This window comes from Xanthomonas sp. LMG 8993 (assembly GCF_009835065.2).
Lineage (GTDB): Bacteria > Pseudomonadota > Gammaproteobacteria > Xanthomonadales > Xanthomonadaceae > Xanthomonas > Xanthomonas arboricola.
Genome location: NZ_QVIF02000003.1, coordinates 527,395 through 543,733, shown reverse-complemented (window position 1 = coordinate 543,733; position 16,339 = coordinate 527,395). Strand labels below are relative to the sequence as shown.

The window sequence follows — 16,339 nt, the reverse complement described above, 5'->3', positions numbered from 1 at the left end:
GTGCTGAATCATGTGATGGTGGGATCGAACGATATCGCGCGATCCAGGCAGTTCTACGATGCGGTGCTCGGCGGCGTCCTGGGGGCCGCCGAACCGCTGGTCAATCCTGCCAACTCGGGCCATATGCGCCTGTTCTATCGCCACGCCGGCAGTACGTTCGTTGTCAGCGAGCCGATCAACGATGCGCCCGCGACCAGCGGCAACGGCACCACCGTGGGCTTCAGCTGCGGCTCGCCCGAGCAGGTGCAGGCCTTCCACGACGCTGCGGTGGCGGCAGGTGGCATGTCCATCGAAGATCCACCGGGCGTGCGTGAGAGCCGCATGGGGCCGGTCTGGCTGGCCTACGTGCGCGACCCGGACGGCAACAAGCTGTGCGCGGTCTACCGGCCTGCGTAGGCTGTGAGACTTGCGCTGCTGCAACTGCCGCAGCGCGAACGCGCACCGAGTCATCGGTTCGCTATGGCGACGGCCATTCCACCGTCGCCATAGCGCGCCCTGTGGTTGCAGCGCGCGACAGGCTTAGGTGAGTGACGTCGCTAGTGCTTGGCCGCGTCGCGCATGATCAACGTCGCTGCGCCCACCGTGATCGCGTCTTCGACCACGCCGGTGCTGGTCTGGCCGTAGCGGTCGATCGCACGCATGCGCAGGTTGAAGGTGAGATAGGCGGCCGCCACTGCGGTGGACGCGCCCAGCAGTGCGGCGACGCCGCGCTGGTGGCGCGGAGCCAGGGCCGCGCCGACGATCACGCCGGTGGCGATGCGCGCGATCATGCCGGGCAGCACGATGCGGTCGGGCGCGGTTTTCATCTTGTCGCCCGCCAGCTCGCCGCCGGCAAGCGCGAGCATGCCGGCCGACGCCAGCGGATTGGCTAGCAGCGGCGGTGCGCCGTTGTCGGCAGGAAGCTTGCCGGTACGCGCAGCATTGGTCACCGCTGCCAGCGGCGTCATCGAGCGCATGCCGGCGACGGCGCCCATCAGGATGGAATGAATCAAAGCCATGTACACCTCTGCGTGTGCTCAACAATCGCAGGCGGAATGCACTGCGTGCGGCACGCTGTATGGATGTGCACACACTAGGCCGGCGCATGTATGGGCGTTGGCAAGAGCTTGTGCATGCCGTGCATTGGCGGCGCCCGCACGGCACTGGATGCGCTTGCGATGCGCTGCCGGGAATGTATCGGCTTGCGCCGCGCAACCCGGCGCGCGGCATTGAACTCAGGGAGCCTTGGTGCTCAACAGGAACTTCAGCCCATGGGTGATGCCGCGCGGTGCGACACTCAGGTGATCTTCGTCGTTGAGCACCTCCAGCTCCAGCTGCAGCGACGGATACTGTCTCGCGCGCAGCGTCTGCACCAGGTTCCTGGCATCGATCACCATGTCGTACTGCTTGTTGTAGCGCACCTGCTCGTATTCGCCGACATACATGTAGACCCGTGCCGGCGCATCGGTGTGTACCGCAGCGAAGCGCTTTTCCTGCGCGGCCGTGGCGTGCTCGCCGTACCAATACGAGGGGCTGCCAAGCAGATAGCCGGAAAACATCTGCGGTGTGCTCAACAGGATCTGGGTGCCGAGCAGGCCACCGTAGGAATGCCCGAGAAACAGGCGCTTGCCTTCGTCGGTTCGGTAGCGGCCGGCAATGAAGGGCAGCACCTGCTGGCGCAGGTAGGACGCGTAGGCCGTACTGCCACCGTGGGTTGCATTGGGCGGTGCGGTGCCGCCATTTTCCAGTGTCGGGGTGTAATCGCGCCGCCGGCTGGGCATTGGCTCGTCGCCCACCGCGTAGGACAGCCCGACCAGGATGAAGTCCTCGATCGCCGGCCCGTCGCCGTTCAAGCGGCGCGCGATCTGCCGCACCACCGGGAACGCATAGTCGCTATCGGTGACGTAAAGAACCGGATAGCGACGCTCCGGGTGGTCGGCGTAGCCGGCCGGCAAGCCGACAACGACCTGATAGCGGCGGCCTGATGCCGGATCCGGGACATCCCAAACCTGGCTGTCGACAATCTCGTACGGCTGGCCTTCGCCGCGTTGCCCAGCTAGCGCGGTCGCCATGGCCGCTTTGGCAGGTGCCGGTGCTTGCTGCGGCACAGCCGCCTTTTCCTGCGGTGCGGGTGGTGCATTGATGCAGCCAACCAGTGACAAGGCGAGCAGCCCTGCCGGCAATGCCTTGTTCAACGTTCTCTCCTGACCACGCGCGGCATTCCCGCGCATCAATTCAAACGGCCGACATACGCCAGCACGGGAGCAGCCGCCATATCGTTCGGGTTGGTGCCGGGCAGGCCTTGCGGCACGTCCATGCCCTTGCTGCGGTAAAAGTCGGTCCAGTACTGCGAGATCTTGCCGGTCTGCAGGTTCTTGAAGTTCATCGGTTGCAGGACGAACACGTGTTGGGCGCGAAACGCGCGTTCGATGAAGTCCGAGCAGTAGTAGCTGTTGTCGTCCTGCACGTAGGTCTGGTTGTAAGGCTTGCCGAGCATGCGCCGTGCCTGTGCGATGGCGCCGGGGATCGCATTGCGCTGTTCTTCCGTCAGCCGGTACACATGGATCTGCCGATGCTTGGCGTTGGCTTCTTCGACGAATGCCTGCAGCGGCTGCTGCCGCGAGCCTTGTTCGTCTGCGTGCAGCAGCACCTGTCCGGTAGCGTCATGGGCGAGCAGTGCCACATGATCGAAGCTGGGGGCATCCTGCCTGGCGGTGGCATCGTCGATGGCACCGCTCAGGCCGGTGCGGGCGGCGGTGACGAACAGCAAGTCGCCGTCCTGCAGCTGTACGGCGATGGAGGTGGTGGGCAGCAGTGCCAGTGCAAGCACGGCGAGCAAGAAGAGGGTGCGCATGGGAGGCCGGCAGATGGTGCAAGGGCCACCATTATCGCCAGGAACGCGGGCCGGCTGCCGATGCGCGATGCGCTCTGTAGAATGCAACTGCCAGCGGGCGTCGCCGCCGCCATCGCGTCGCGGCAATCCCTGTCCGTCTGGAGTGTTGCATGCGTGCTTCTTCTGCGTTGTCGCCGATCGGCCGGCTGTTTGCGGTGGCCGCCTTTATCGAGGGGCTGACCTGGGCCGGGTTGTTGCTCGGCATGTTGCTCAAGTACGGCACGCACACCACCGAGCTTGTGGTGTGGCTGTTCGGGCGCCTGCATGGCGCGGCCTTCCTGTTCTATGTGGCGGTCAGCGTGCTTGCCGCGCTGCGCCTGCGCTGGCCGTGGTGGGCGTGGGCGCTGAGCCTGCTGGCCGCGTTGCCGCCGCTGGTGACGGTGCCGCTGGAAATGTGGTTCCGGCGTATCGGTCTGTTGGGCCCGCGCGCACGCGCCGGTACCTGAGCATGTCGGCGCAGGCCAGGCAGCATTGATGCCGCGTGCTTTGCATGGCACCGCGCCAGACGATGGACTCCACAAACCGCCTTTGCCACCATAGGCGGACCAAGGAAGAGGCGGAGTGTCGCAATGCATTATTGGATGAGGGTGGCGACTGCCGCGCTGGCAGTGGCAATGACCATCACAGTGCCGGCTCGCGCGCAGACGCCGTCGCAACCGCTGGATCTGACGCCCTATCTCAAAAGCGACCAGTTCGAGCGGATCAAGATCTCGCCGACGGGTGAGTATTTCGCGCTCACCATGCCGTTGGAAGATCGCACCGTACTGGGCATCGTACGGCGGCAGGACAAGGTGGCCACCGCGAAAGTCACCGGTGGCGCCAATAGCGTGGTGGACGATTTCTGGTGGGCCAGCGATGACCGCATCGTGGTGTCGATGGCGCAGCGGCTGGGGTCGCGCGACGAGCCGATGGCGATCGGCCAGCTGCATGCCATCGACGCCGATGGCAAGAATGGCCGCCTGTTGGCCAGCCCCTATGGCACCAATCCGGATATCAACGGCGTGCAGTTGAAGATGGACCTGGAGCCAGGCACGTTCATGCTCGATACCTTGCCGGGCGATCCGCGCAACATCCTGGTGTCGACGATCCCGTTCGTCGGCGACCCGAACATCCGCATCGACAAGCTGGACATCCAGACCGGCCGGCGCAGTACCGTGGCGACCTCGCCGGTGCGGCGCGCAAACTTCGTGACCGATCAGCAGGGACGCATCCGCTTCGCCAACGGCGCCGACGTGAGCAACGTCAGCAAGCTGTATTACCGCGACGACGATGCCGCACCGTGGCGGTTGGTCAATGATGCCGCCAGCAGCGGGCATCGCGAATTTCCGCTCGGTTTTGCGGCCGATGGCAGCCAGGCCTATCTGCAGGTGGAACAGGCGAGCGGCACCGATGTGCTGGTGGGATGGGACCCGGCCAGCGGCAAATCCACGCCGTTGTTGCACGACGACACCGTCGACCCCTACCGGATCCTGCGCGATCTGGACGGCACCACGCCGATCGGCGCGTCCTACATGAGCGACCGGGTGCGCAACCGCTTCTTCGACGAGAAGTCACCGACGGCCAGGCTCTATCGCAGCCTGGAAAAAGCCTTCGACGGCAACGCGGTCTACATCACCTCGGCCACCCGCGACCGTCGTCTGGTGCTGGTGTATGTGTGGAGCGATCGCAATAACGGCGACTATTACCTGTTCGATACGGTCAGCAAGCATGCCGACCGCGTGTTCAGCCGCCGCGAGTGGTTCCCGCCCGATGCCGTCCCGGCGAGCAGGCAGGTAAGTTTCCAGGCGCGCGATGGCCTGCAGTTGCACGGCTATCTGACCCAGCCGCTGCATGCCGAGGCTGGCACGCCGCTGCCGTTGATCGTGATGCCGCACGGCGGGCCGTTCGATGTCTTCGACAAATGGGAGTTCGATGACGAGGCGCAGCTGCTGGCCGCCGCGGGCTACGCGGTGCTGCGCGTCAATTACCGCGGTTCGGCCAATTACGGGCGTGCCTTCACCCAGGCCGGCGCCAGGGAGTGGGGCGGGCGCATGCAGGACGATCTCACCGACGCCACCCGCTGGGCGATCGCGCAAGGCGTGGCCGATGCCTCGCGCATCTGTCTCTACGGCGCCAGTTACGGTGGCTATGCTGCGCTGATGGGCGTTGCGAAGGAGCCGACCCTGTATCGCTGCGCCGCCGGCTATGTCGGCGTCTACGATCTGGACATGATGGCGCGCGACACCGCGCGCTACGCGCGCTGGGCCAAGAACTGGACCGGCGACTGGCTGGGCGCCCGCGACACCCTGGCGGCACGCTCGCCGGTGATGCTGGCCAGGCAGATCAAGGTGCCGGTGTTTCTGGCGGCAGGCGGCAAGGACGAGCGTGCGCCGATCGAACACACCAAGCGCATGGAGCGCGCACTGAAAGGCGCCGGCGTGCCGGTGGAGGCGCTGTATTTCCCCAATGAAGGCCACGGCTTCTACACCGAGCCGCATCGTCGCGAATACTACACCCGCTTGCTGGCGTTCCTGAGCACGCAGTTGGGTGGCAGTACGGCGAAGTAGGTGGGTGGTGGTTCCATCCGGCGTTGTCCGGATGGAACGTGCGGCCAAGCTGCGCAGCGATCGGTGAGTGTCGCGGCCGGGGCCGCTCCTACGTGGCAGGGGCCTTCAGGTCGCCGGCTGCCATGCGTGCGTGCGCTCAGTTCTTGGGCATCGGTTTCATCTGGTAGTCGGCCGGTGGCGTGGCACCGAGCAGGTGTTGCACGAAGTAGTCCCAGCGGCGGCGGCTGACATACGGGGTGAGCTCGCCATAGCCGTGCTTGGCATTGGGCAGCATCAGCATGTCGAAGGTCTTGTTGGCCTTGATCAGGGCATCGGCCACCAGCAGGGTGAGATACGGCGGCACGTTGTCGTCCAGGGTGCCGTGCACCAGCATCAGCTTGCCCTTGAGTTTGCTGGCGTGGGTGGCGTTGGCCTGGTCGTCGTAGTTGGAGCTGCCGTCCTTGTTGACGATGTGCTCGCCGTGATACTTCTCGGCCCAGTCGTCCTCGTAGCCGCGGTTGTCGTGGTTGCCGCTTTCCGACCAGGCCACTTTGAAGAAGTCCGGGTAGCGCAGCATCGCGGCGGTGGATGCATTGCCGCCGCCGGAGTGGCCCCAGATACCGACGCGGCCCAGGTCGATCCACGGATAGCGCTGGCCGAGTTCCTTCAGGCCGGCCACCTGGTCGGGCAGGGTGTTGTCGCCCATGTTGGCGTACCAGGTGTCGTGGAAGGTCTTGGAGCGCCACGGTGTGCCCATGCCGTCGATGGCGACCACGATGAAACCCAGCTCCGCCAGCGATTGATTGTCGCCATGGCCGGCAAGGAAACTGCGGCCGCGGACCGAACCGGTCTGCGGGCCAGGATAGACGTAATCGATGATCGGGTACTTGCGCGCCGGGTCGAAGTTGCTGGGCTTGAACATCAGGCCGTACAGCGTGGTCTTGCCATCGCGCGCCTTGACCGTGATCGGCTCCGGCGGCACCCAGCCGGCGGCCTTGAGGCGGCTGATGTCGGCAGTGGCGATCGTGCTGACCGTGCGTCCGTCGCCGGCATCGCGCAGCAGCGTGACCGGCGGCGTGACCGAGGTGGAGTAGGTATCGACAAAGCGGGCGCCATCGGGTGCCAGCGCAATGCTGTGATCGGCGACTTCTGGCGTGAGCAGCACCGGCTCACCACCGTCCAGGCTCACCTTCCACAGCTGCTGGTAATACGGGTCCACGCCCGGGCTGCGGCCGACGCCGACAAACCACGCGGTGCGCGTCACCGGGTCCACGCGCAGCAGTTCGGTGACGTTGCCCTCGCCGGTGGTGATCGCGCGCTTGGGCTTGCCGGTGGCCAGGTCGTAGAGATACAGCTGGCCCCAATCGCTGCGCTCGGAAAACCACACCGCCTCGTTGCTGCCGGGCAGGTACGCCCAGTTGGCGGCGACCTGGCCGCTTTCGTAATAGGTCTTGGCGGTTTCGTCGAAGGCGGTGCGCACGTCGCCGGTGGTGACATCGGCAATGCGCAACCAGGCCTGCTTGTGGAAGCGCGAAGTGGACACGAAGGCCAGCGTCTTGCCGTCCGGCGCCCACTTCACATCGTCCCACAGGCCCGGCGAGCAGCTGACGTCATCGCACAGGGTGGAGCGGTGCTGGTCGGGCGGCAGTTTCAGCCGCAGCACGCTGCGCGTGGGCACGTCGATGACCACGCGCTCGATCATGGTCACGTCCTTGTCGCCGGCCAGCGGGTATTTCCACGACTGCAGTTCCGGATGCCCGAGCTTGGTGCTGACCAGGTACATGTCGCCGGTCTTGCGCTGGTCCTGCTGGAAAGTGGCGATCTTGCGTGAGTCCGGCGACCACGCAACGATGGCGTTGTCGCTGTGCTGCCAGCCGGCGTTGTCGGTGGCATAGCCGAAGTTTTCCACACCGTCGCGGGTGAGCTGGGTCTCCTGGCCGCTGGCGAGATCGCGCACCCACAGGTTCCAGTTGCGGATGAAGGCTTCGCTGCGCTTGTCCGGCGACAGCACGCCCGGCTCGGCCTTGTCCTTTGCGTACAGCTTGCTGCAGCGCGCACGCGCATCGCAGACCACGGCAGTGTCGCGCACGTTGAGGCGGTAGCGGCCATCGGCGGTGCGCTTGACCGCTGGGGCGAAGGTGTCGGCCTTGAGCGGCTTGTCGCCGGTCTTGAGCAGCGTATTGAGCGAGGCGACCAACGCGGACTGCTTGAAGATCGGCGCGCTCTTGCCGGTGGCGGTGTCCAGCTGCAACAGTTGGTTGCCCTTGGCATCGTGATCGACATAGACCACGTGGGTGGCGTCCAGCCAGTCGATGCGGGTGGCCTGGTGATCGACCAGCGGTTGCGCCAGATAGCTGGTGAGACGCTCGGCGCGGGCGTAGTCGGCCTCGGTCACGGCAGGCGTCTGTGCGCTGGCGAGTGCCGGCAGGGTGACCAGGGCGATGGCGGCGAACAGCTGCCGCAACGGCAACGGGGTGGGCATGAAAGACTCTCCGGGACGAAAGGAGCGCGCAACGCGGTCGGCGCGACCGTCCGATGCTACCGGCCATGAGGGCCGGGTGCCTCTGCCAGAAGTCGTGCTCGCGCCATTGTCGACCGGGGCGGACCGCACGCGTTTCGGCGGCCGACGCGGGGCGGGCCTGTGGTGGAGCGGTTGCCGAGCGCATCGCCCGGTCCGGCACCGCCACAGCGTGACCGATGGGGTTGGTCGAGCGCGATGCCCATCGAGGGAGATCACACCCGTGGACCGCACGCACGCCGGTGATCGGCCAGCCACTGACTGCGGGAATGTCCCGGTATGAACTCCGCTTCTCGGCGTCCACACAGGGCCATGCGGCACGATTTGGGTTTACTGCACGCACGCAACGTTGACTGGAGGCCGTCTGATGTCATGGTTCCGCCGCTTGGCACTGTCCCCCTTTATCAAGGCACACCCGCCGCGCAAGACGCAGCCTGCCCCGGCGGACCTGATTGCCGCCTATGCGCCGGTGCTGCCTGCCAGCCTGCTTGAACTCTGGCGCCAAAAAGGACTGGGGCACTATGGCGACATGCAACTTGCGCTGATCGACCCCCGGCAATGGCAACCGGTGCTGGATCGCTGGATCGTCTCGCCACCCGATGCGGCGCGGCGTATTCCGATCGCGCTCACCCCCTTCGGCGCGCTGCTGTACTACCGCAAGCTGACCGCCACCGACGAAGACGTGGTCTACCTGGACCCGGTCTCCAAAGACGCCGCTGACCTGAGCTGGAGCCTGGACGACTTCTTCAACCAGTCCCTGTGCGAGGCGGAATTCTGCGACTCCCTGATCCCACCAGCCCTGCTTGCCGCCGCACGCAAAGAGTGCGGGCCGCTCGCGGCGGGCGAGGTCTACGAGATTGATCAGATGATGTTTTCGATGCAGATGTTGCGGGTCAACAAGGTCGATGCGTTGGCGCTGCACACCCGGCTTCGCGATGCTGTCGACGGCCCTGCAACCGTTGCCGATGCAGCGACGACCAATGGTGAGGCGCTACCCGCAGCGCAGCGCTCCATGTTCGAGGGCCTCTTCAACGCGCCACAGTCCGGCAACGACCTGCACGGCGTGTACCTTTCGTCGTATATCGATTGGCATCGCATGCTGGCGCTCGAGCCCAACGGCCAGTATCGCCTGCTGTTTTGGAAAATCGATCATCGCAGCCTTGCACGCACCGATGTGCGTGCGTATGCGGGCCGCTATGCGGTGACGCAGACCGAGATTGGCGACGAACAGGTGACGCTCGATATTCGGTTGCGCAGCGACTCCAGTGGTAGCGATGCCAACGATGCGCAGCTGGTGGTCATGCGCTCGGGTACCGACATGTTTCTGCTGCGCGCCGACGAGCTGGCAGACATGGCAACGGCCATGGATGGCTCGAAAACGCTGGGCCGCAGCGAGTACTACTTTCGCAAGGTGGGGTTGGGCGATGCATTTGTCGAGGAGCCCTCCGGTGGACGCGCTGCGCCCCCGCTTGCCGATCTTCCACGCGCGTTACAGCAACGGGTGACTGCCGAAGCGATCATCGCCACCATCACCCATGTGGACGACGTCGACCCGGATGCTGAAGACGACGGCGCCGGCACCGTCATGTGCACATTGGACCGAGGCCAGGACGATGGGCTGCGCATGAACATGCCGCTGCGCTCGCCGCCAGACACCGGGCGCGCCCTGTATGGCTGGGTCTGGGAGATGCACCCTGCCGCGTGTCGGGTCGGCATCAACTATCAACGCGGCAGCGATGGCAAGGTGGAACATGGCCCTGTTGTCGGCGATGTGTTGACCAGTCGCCTGAGCGGGGAATGAGATGGCGGTGCGCAGCGCAGGCAGTGCTCGCAGCGCGGCAAGCCAGTCGCTTACTTGCCCATGCAGCGCTTCCAGCGCTCGTTCACGCGTTGCGCGAACCAGGCGGTGGTGAGGGTGCGGGTGATCTTGGGGCTTTCCAGCGTGATGCCGGGCAGCACCGCGCGCGGCAGCGGCTTGCCGGCACTGCGCTCGGCCAGCGCGAAGACCTGGCGATACAGCGCGGTGTCTTCGAAATCGGCAGAGTTGCCGGCTTCCAGGGCGCGGCGTAGCTGCCGGTCGCTCATCGCCAGCTGGCTGCCCAGGGCGCGTGCGGCGCGTTCGGTGCCGCCGGGCGCATCCAGGCTGGCACCCGGTGTCAGCAGGTCGCCGTCCAGGGTCAGCGCGATGCCGCTGGCCCTGCTCAGCGCCGCCTGGAAGGCGGCATTGCGGCTGGCGTACCAGCCGGCATTGAAGTCGGCAAAGCGGTACAGCAGGGCGTCGTAACTGGCCGGGTACCCGAGCAGGTGCCTGGTGCCGAACCACAGCCCGCCGCGACGGCTGAACACCTCGTGGCGGATCGAGTCGCCGGGCGGATACGGGTAGCGCTCGGCATGCTGCTCGGCAAACGCGATGCTGACCTGCATCGGCCCGGCGGTATGCACCGGGTTGAGCCCGTCGAACAAACGCGCGCCCAGCGGCACGCTGCCGGTGAAGTCTTCGAAGATGCGGCTCAGCTCCTGCTCGGTGCGCGCGCTCGCGATGCGCGTGGCATAGCTGCGGCCGTCGGGCGAGTCGATGCGCAGGGCGGCATCGACCATGAAGCCGGGGATGTGATGCGCGCTGGCGCGGCGGTCGATCTCGGCACGCGAAATCTTGCCGAGATTGGGTACCACCGGGTTGGCCTGGTAGGTCGACTCCTGCTCGGTCACCGCCAGCACCGCGCAGATGTGCTCGGCGCTGGTGTCCAGCCCCTGCGAGGACAGCGCCACGTAGACATCGTCGGCCCAGCCGTTGCGATCGCCCAGCGTGGCCGGCAGGCGCCGCGCGATGTCGGCCTTGACCGCGTCCGGGGAGCGCTGTGGCGCACGCGGCGCCTGGGTGGCGCAGGCCGACAGCAAGGCGACGGCGAGCAGCGTGAGCAGGCGGGGCAGGCGGGATGTCACGGCGTCTCCAGGATCCAGGGGGCGGCGGCAGGTGCCGTGTCGCAGTTTACGTGGCTGTCGCGGGGTGGTTGCATGCGGCGATGTGCAGCAGCCGCGACGGCGCGGGTCGCCCGCCGGGGCGCAGCGCTTGCCAAGGAGCACGGCCGCAGGCCGCGGTCATGCGATCTGCAGGCCGATTCAAGCCCGCTGCATGCAGGCCGCTATCGATCTTGACGCATAGCGTGGCGATCACATGACCTGCCGTGTTCGCCGGTCATCATGACCGCGTGTTTTTGCATCGAAGTGGCGTCAGTCAGACGCCGACATCGCCCCGATTCCACTGCCAGCCAACCATGGGAGAGCTCGAGTGCCGCAGCAGCCAGCAAACCCGATGCGGGCCGGGCGGCGCTTGCTGTGCACGGCAGCCATGCGGTGTGGCTCATCGTCGCCGTGAGGTGTCGATGAGCAGTGCGACGCCACGCTGGCGGCGCATGGCCGTGGGGATGGCTGCAATGCTGTTCAGCGCGATGCTGTGGGCGCAGCCGCAGCCGTGGAAGAGCATCGAGACCGCCGCGATCGACGACCCCAGGGCCGCCCTGCAGGCCGCCCAGGCCGCGTTCGAGCGTGCCCGCAGCGATGGCGACGCCGATGCGCAGTTCTGGGCCTTGCTGGCGCAGGCGCGGGTGCTGATTTCGCTGGAAGAGACCGAGCGCCGCCAGACAGTCCTGGCCCAGGCGCATGCGATGCTGGAACGGGTGCGCGGCAACGCGGCGCAGGCGCAGCTGTGGCTGGCGATCGTGCAGGCGCTCAGCGATGTGCGCGAGAGCCCCAACCGCGGCATGCTGGCGCGGCTGGAAGCGCTGCGTCAGCAGGCGCGCGCGCTGGGGCGCAACGATCTGCTGTGCGAGATCGAAGCGGTCGACATGTGGAGCATGCTCGCCTCCGGCAGCAGCGACGAGGCCTGGAACGCGGCGCAGGCCAGTTACCAGTGCGCAGTGCGCGAACACAGCTTGAGCCTGGAGCTGGATGCCCTGACCCAGCTCGGCTCGCTGGCCAGCCGCGTGGGTGGTCGTTCGGCAGAAGACAACGACGCCGAAGACTATCTGCTGCGCGCCCTGGCGCGCCTGCGCGGCCAGCCGGCACGCTTCCAGCGCAGCCTGATCGAATACGAATACGGCACCTCGCTGGCAGCGCAGCAGCCGGACGCGTCGCTGCTGCATTTCAGGCGCGCGCTGGCGCTCAGCCGCGAGCTGGGCGATCAGGCCGGCGTGGCCGCGGCATTGACTAGCGCCAGCGAGGTGCTGATCGACGCCGGCGATGCCGCTGCAGCACTGGCAATGGCGCGCGAGGCGCTGCCGTTGATGCAACGCCAGGGCAATGTCGGCCGCGTGGCCGCCTGCCATGCGGTGTTGTTGCAGGCATTGACCGCGCTCAAGTCCGGCAGCCTCGGCATGGAGATCATCGCGGCCCGGGCAGCGGACGACCCCAATCTGCCGTTGGTGCGGCGCGCGCGACTGCTCGATGCCATTGCGCAGGCACTGGCAGCGGAGGGGCGGCATGCCGAGGCCTACCAGGAACTGCAGCGCGCCAACACGCTGCGCGCGCAGAGCCTGGATCGCCAGCGCGATACCGTGATGCTGCGCCTGCAGGCGCGTTACGAAGATGCACGCCGTGGCGCGGAAACCGCCGAGCTGCGCCGCCGCAGCGAGACCGCGCAACTGGCGTTGCAAGCCCGCGAAGCCGGGCAACGCGCCTTGTGGATTGCGCTATGCGCGGCCTGCCTGCTGTTGCTGGGCGCGCTGGTGGTGCTGGCCTTCGGTGCGCGCCATCGAAGGCAACTCTCGCGGTTGGCGATGCGCGACGAACTCACCGGCCTACCCAATCGCCGCGCCATTCGCGCCGAGGCGCAGCAGCAGGTCGAGCAGGCGGTGCGCTCGCAGGTCCCGTGCATGCTGGCATTGATCGATCTGGACCACTTCAAGCTGATCAACGACATGCATGGCCACGCCGCCGGCGATGCCGTGCTCAAGGCGCTTGCCAGCGCCTCCAGGTTGGCGCTGCGCACGCAGGATCGGCTGGGCCGGCTGGGTGGCGAGGAGTTCCTGCTGGTGCTGCCGGGCTGCAGCGCAGAGGAGATTCCGGCGGTGTTCGCACGGCTGCGCAACGCGGTTGCCGCGATCGAGATCGCCGGCCTGCCCGCCAACCAGCCGGTGCGCTTCTGCATGGGCGCGGTGAGCGTCACTGCGGGGAGCGGCCTGGATGTGCTGCTGGGGCAGGCCGATCTTGCGCTGTACGCCGCCAAGACCGCCGGGCGCGATCAATGGGCGGTGGTTTGACTGCCGCATGCGCGGCTGCGCGGCGCCGGCTGCGACATCTGCGCGGGGCTGCGGCACAATCGTGCGGTGGCGCTGCCACGTTGCCTTCCGTCGATTGAGCGAACCGAGACCGCGTGCGAACCGATAGCCGCCTTTCCCGCATGCTGCATGTGCTGTTGCACATGGCCAGAAGCCAGCAGCCGATGACCTCCGAGCAGATCGCCGGCATGCTGTCGACCAATGCGGTGGTGGTGCGTCGGACCATGGCCGGCTTGCGTGCTGCCGGCTACGTGCAGTCGAGCAAGGGCCACAACGGTGGCTGGCATATCGCGTGCGACCTGACCCAGGTGACATTGCTGGACGTGCACCGTGCAGTGGGCGGCCCGCATCTGTTTGCGATCGGCGCCGATCACCCCAACCCGCAGTGTGGCGTGGAGCGCGTGGTCAACGCAGCCATCGCCGACGCGCTGGCCGAGGCCCAAACCGTGTTGCTGCAGCGCCTGGGCACGGTGACGCTGGCAACGCTGGCGGACGAGTTCGATGCACTGTGCACGGCAGCCGCGCTGCCCGCCGGTTCACCGACAGGCAAACGCAGGCGCTGACGCACACCAGCTGTTGCATACGCTGTTGTACATGGCGTGCAGCCGGGATGGCAGGCGCGCGGTGTGCCTGCGCTTGCAGTCCCATGCGGCATACGCATGCGCTTTGCGGCAGCTGGTCGGCATCGATCGCAGACAGGGCGCACTTAGCCAGGCGCAATCGCCAGGACGCTGTCGTTCCCGACATAGCGTGTATGTGCGCATCCGCGCAGCACCGCCACGCCGCACTGGCAAACAATGCATTCCTGCAGGTGACGACGCGAACCGCCGCCGATCACGGCAAGCGTGACAGCAGGCAGCGCATCAACCCTCGTTAGCACACGCAACCCGTCAGCCATCAAGCAGGTAGCAACGTCAGTACAGCGCGGTTGAATCGCCGGTCTTTTCATGTAACATCGAAAAGTACATAAAGCGGATTTCAACCGGGAGCGGACATGCAGCACGACGTGATCATCATTGGCGGCAGCTATGCCGGACTGTCGGCCGGGCTGCAGCTGGCGCGTGCACGGCGCGCAGTTCTGGTGATCGATAGCGGCCAGCGCCGCAATCGCTCTGCCACCACCTCGCACGGGTTTCTCAGCCGCGACGGTGCGTCGCCTGCGCAGATTGCCGAGACCGGACGCGCGCAGCTGCTGGCCTATCCGAGCGTGCAATGGGCCGACGGCCAGGTGATACAGCTACGCGGCGAGGCGGAAGCCTTCGAGGTGACGCTGGCCGATGGCTCCACGCATACCGCGCGTCGCCTTGTCCTGGCGATGGGGGGGGTCGATCGTCTGCCGCCGCTGGCCGGCCTGGCGCAGCGCTGGGGCACGCAGGTGTTCGTCTGCCCGTACTGTCACGGCTATGAGCTGGGCCAAGGCCGCATCGGCGTGCTCGCCACCTCCGCCTTTGCGGTGCATCAGGCGGCCATGCTGCCGGACTGGGGCGCAACACAGCTGTTCTTGAACGACGCGGTGGTGCTGGACGAGGCGCAGCACGCGCACTTGCAGGCACGTGGCGTGCACGTGGTGGGCGGCACAGTGGCGGCGCTACAAGGCGACGGCGACGTGCTGGAGCTGGTGTTGCGCGATGGGCGGGTCTGCGCGCTGGATGGCCTGTTCATCACCACCCAGACCGAGCTCAGTGCCTTGGTCGCATCGCTGGGATGCAGCACCAGCGATGGGCCGCTGGGCCGTCACATCGCGGTGGATGCCATGCAGGCCACTTCGGTGCCGGGTATCGCTGCCTGCGGTGATGTGGCCAACCCGGCGGCATCGATCGCCTTTGCGGTTGCCAGCGGCGCAATGGCCGGCGTGGCAACGCACCGCTCGTTGATGTTCGGTCTGAGCAGCTGAGCGGCGTGTTGCGATCGCCCCTGCAGACCATGCCGGCCTGCAGGGTTGATCGCGGCTGCGCTGCTTATTGGCTGACTTCCTGCATCGCAATCTTGTGCTGCTTGGCGTACGCGCGCTGCGCGGTATTCAGCGCTTCCATATCGGTGTTGAGCTGGGTGGACGCGGTCTCCAGATCCTTGGCCAACGGCGCCAGCTCGGCGTTGCCGTAGCCGTTGGGCAGGGCCGCCACGCGTTCGAGCGCGGCCATCATCGCGTCGGCACGCTTGAGGTAGGCCGACAGCTTGCCGTCCAGGTCCTTGGCGTTGTCGGGCACGCCCGCGGCCATGGCGGTATTGGCCTGCGCGTTGGCGGCCAGTGCCTTGCGCTGGCTGCCCAGTGCGGTCTTGTAGCTGTCCAGTGGCTTGTGCGCGATGGCATCGGCCACCAGGCTCTGCCCGCGATCGCCCGACACCCATGGGTCGATGATGGTGACTGCGCCATTCCAGACCGAGATGTTGTGCAGCAGGTAGTCGCTGGAGGAGAGCTTGGAGGCGCCGGTGGTGGTGCCGCCACCGCAGGAAGCCAGCAGCAGACTGAGAGAGACAAGCAGGAAAGTGGTGAACGTCTTCAAAGCGAAAGATCCTTGGTACGAGGCCGTTGTCGCCACTGCATGGCGAAGACGGCAAAAAGCCCAAGGAAGCGCCCGGACAATCCATGTTGCACTGTTGCTGGCCATCTTCCCTGAGACGAATGCAGCGTGGAGCATTCCATTCACTCTGAGCGAGTGCGCTGCGCCGTCAGTATAGCGGCAGCGCTCAGGCGGCAGGTGCGTGGCATGCGCTCGCTGCGCGCCCACCAGGTGTTGCATGCGTGCGATGGATGGCCTCGGCCGGTTGCGCTGCGCGTACACTGCGCCGCCACCATCGAACCGATGCCTGCGTGAAAAAGAAGCGGCCCAAATCACCGCCACCTGCGCCAGCTCCCGCAGCGTCCCGGATCCACGAATGGATCATCGGCGGGGGAGCCGTTGTCGTGGCAATCGCCTGCTGCATGCGGCTGTGGCTGGTGCTGGAGGCGATCGTCACGGGGCGCTATATCAGCGTCATCCGCGGCCGGCCGACCAGGATCTTTTACGCGGATGCAGACCCGCAGCGGTTCTGGATCGCCGTCTGCTGGGATGCGTTGCTGACCAGTGTGCCGTTGGCGATCATCGCCTGGTTCACCTACGTTGCCTGGACCACGTACCGACGCGGCAGGCGGTGACCTGCGTGGTCG

At 66.6% G+C, this 16,339-nt stretch carries 14 protein-coding genes; 8 read left to right on the top strand and 6 right to left on the bottom strand.

Translation table 11 applies throughout. From position 1 onward, the window contains the following. A complete protein-coding gene (locus tag DYQ94_RS08650) occupies positions 1-396 on the top strand; it encodes a VOC family protein (RefSeq protein ID WP_126965206.1) in 396 nt (131 codons plus the stop codon). Between the two features lie 140 nt (positions 397-536). Here the strand turns inward: DYQ94_RS08650 and DYQ94_RS08645 are convergent, their stop codons facing one another. The 3 genes from DYQ94_RS08645 to DYQ94_RS08635 all read right to left on the bottom strand — a co-directional run bounded on the left by DYQ94_RS08645 (position 537) and on the right by DYQ94_RS08635 (position 2,833). Then, complete coding sequence (locus DYQ94_RS08645) at positions 537-998, bottom strand: membrane protein (protein WP_024937826.1); 462 nt, start codon at positions 996-998, stop codon at positions 537-539. 216 nt (positions 999-1,214) lie between these two features. Then, positions 1,215-2,210, bottom strand: coding sequence for an alpha/beta hydrolase (locus DYQ94_RS08640; protein ID WP_126965205.1), 996 nt, complete (start codon positions 2,208-2,210; stop codon positions 1,215-1,217). Beyond that, positions 2,210-2,833 (bottom strand): YiiX/YebB-like N1pC/P60 family cysteine hydrolase, encoded by a 624-nt coding sequence (locus DYQ94_RS08635; protein ID WP_039531073.1) that lies wholly within the window; start codon positions 2,831-2,833, stop codon positions 2,210-2,212. The genes DYQ94_RS08640 and DYQ94_RS08635 overlap by 1 nt, the downstream gene beginning before the upstream one ends. Before the next feature lie 149 nt (positions 2,834-2,982). On the opposite strand from DYQ94_RS08635, the gene DYQ94_RS08630 reads away from it, so the two are divergent. After that, the gene (locus DYQ94_RS08630) at positions 2,983-3,318 is read left to right on the top strand and encodes a DUF3817 domain-containing protein (RefSeq protein ID WP_024937823.1); all 336 of its coding nucleotides are present in this window, start codon (positions 2,983-2,985) and stop codon (positions 3,316-3,318) included. Positions 3,319-3,486: 168 nt separating this feature from the next. Further along, positions 3,487-5,418, top strand: coding sequence for an alpha/beta hydrolase family protein (locus DYQ94_RS08625; protein WP_237475022.1), 1,932 nt, complete (start codon positions 3,487-3,489; stop codon positions 5,416-5,418). A gap of 136 nt (positions 5,419-5,554) precedes the next feature. On the opposite strand, the gene DYQ94_RS08620 is transcribed toward DYQ94_RS08625, so the two are convergent. Next, positions 5,555-7,879 carry a S9 family peptidase gene (locus DYQ94_RS08620; protein ID WP_160955225.1) on the bottom strand — a complete coding sequence of 775 codons (2,325 nt, stop codon included), beginning with the start codon at positions 7,877-7,879 and terminating at the stop codon, positions 5,555-5,557. Between the two features lie 403 nt (positions 7,880-8,282). On the opposite strand from DYQ94_RS08620, the gene DYQ94_RS08615 reads away from it, so the two are divergent. Continuing rightward, a complete protein-coding gene (locus DYQ94_RS08615; protein WP_065032153.1) occupies positions 8,283-9,716 on the top strand; it encodes a GAD-like domain-containing protein in 1,434 nt (477 codons plus the stop codon). Positions 9,717-9,766: 50 nt separating this feature from the next. Here the strand turns inward: DYQ94_RS08615 and DYQ94_RS08610 are convergent, their stop codons facing one another. After that, positions 9,767-10,858 carry a DUF1615 domain-containing protein gene (locus DYQ94_RS08610; RefSeq protein ID WP_046345610.1) on the bottom strand — a complete coding sequence of 364 codons (1,092 nt, stop codon included), beginning with the start codon at positions 10,856-10,858 and terminating at the stop codon, positions 9,767-9,769. A gap of 440 nt (positions 10,859-11,298) precedes the next feature. Here DYQ94_RS08610 and DYQ94_RS08605 point away from each other — a divergent pair, with 440 nt between their 5' ends. The 3 genes from DYQ94_RS08605 (at position 11,299) to DYQ94_RS08595 (ending at position 15,085) form a co-directional block, all read left to right on the top strand. Beyond that, positions 11,299-13,173 carry a GGDEF domain-containing protein gene (locus DYQ94_RS08605; protein WP_102255609.1) on the top strand — a complete coding sequence of 625 codons (1,875 nt, stop codon included), beginning with the start codon at positions 11,299-11,301 and terminating at the stop codon, positions 13,171-13,173. A gap of 140 nt (positions 13,174-13,313) precedes the next feature. Continuing rightward, positions 13,314-13,754: an Rrf2 family transcriptional regulator gene (locus DYQ94_RS08600; RefSeq protein WP_221202421.1), complete on the top strand. Its 441-nt coding sequence runs from the start codon at positions 13,314-13,316 to the stop codon at positions 13,752-13,754. 431 nt (positions 13,755-14,185) lie between these two features. Continuing rightward, positions 14,186-15,085: an NAD(P)/FAD-dependent oxidoreductase gene (locus tag DYQ94_RS08595; protein WP_160955223.1), complete on the top strand. Its 900-nt coding sequence runs from the start codon at positions 14,186-14,188 to the stop codon at positions 15,083-15,085. A 64-nt stretch (positions 15,086-15,149) separates the two neighbouring features. Here the strand turns inward: DYQ94_RS08595 and DYQ94_RS08590 are convergent, their stop codons facing one another. Further along, a complete protein-coding gene (locus tag DYQ94_RS08590; RefSeq protein WP_160955222.1) occupies positions 15,150-15,695 on the bottom strand; it encodes a hypothetical protein in 546 nt (181 codons plus the stop codon). Positions 15,696-16,003: 308 nt separating this feature from the next. Between DYQ94_RS08590 and DYQ94_RS08585 the strand changes: the two genes are divergently transcribed. Further along, entirely contained in the window at positions 16,004-16,327 is a 324-nt protein-coding gene (locus DYQ94_RS08585; protein WP_232618370.1) for a hypothetical protein, read from the top strand. Positions 16,328-16,339 lie beyond the last annotated feature (12 nt).